Consider the following 755-nt stretch of genomic DNA (forward strand, 5'->3'; position numbering starts at 1 on the left):
ATCGATTCAGATTTCTGGATATAGTGAAGGAACAGACTATACGATTTCTCAAAATGAAAATGGTTTTGTTGTGACATTTAACAACATGGTAGATAAAAAATTCAACTTATCATATAGCACTGAATTTGACTATGATGCTCGTGAAGATAAGAGCGTGAATAAGTTACCAAACCGAGTGAAATTGGATTGGAATGATTCAGATAATGACGCTCAAACAATTAGTGTGGAGAAAAAATTTGTTCCTGCATCGTACACGCAACAGAATGGCTTTAAGTCCGGAAGTTACAATGCAGTAAGCAAAGAAATTACATGGAGTGTAGGACTTAATTATAACCTCCAAACATACGCAGAACCTGCTGTTGTCGATTACATTCAAGGGAATCAACAGCTACTTGAAGATTCAATTACTGTGTATGAAATGAAGCTAAATAGCGGTAGTAATGATGTTGAGAAAGGTAACGTGCTTCAAGCAGGGACAGATTACGAGTTAAATATGGTCACTAGTCCATCTGACGAATCAGGCTTTAAAATCTCTTTCCCTGAAGACAACAACACGCCATACCTTGTCGAATACAAAACATCTCTTAAAGACCTTTTAATTGAAAAAGAGTATAACAACACAGCAACAGTTTTGAATAATGAAAAAGAGGTAACAACACTTGATGCTAAAGTTTCGGTATTAAACGGTGGAGAATATACCGATAAATCTGGTGAGCAAAAAGGAGAGAAAATTGAATGGACCGTGAATTTGAACT

Annotated in this window: 1 protein-coding gene; it reads left to right on the top strand. The window is 35.9% G+C overall.

Annotated elements, in window-relative coordinates:
* A partial coding sequence (locus Q4550_RS23205; RefSeq protein ID WP_303536537.1) for a collagen binding domain-containing protein occupies nucleotides 1-755 on the top strand: 755 nt, incomplete at both ends.

The organism is Anaerobacillus sp. 1_MG-2023, assembly GCF_030547345.1.
Classification (GTDB): Bacteria; Bacillota; Bacilli; order Bacillales; family Guptibacillaceae; genus Guptibacillus; species Guptibacillus hwajinpoensis_B.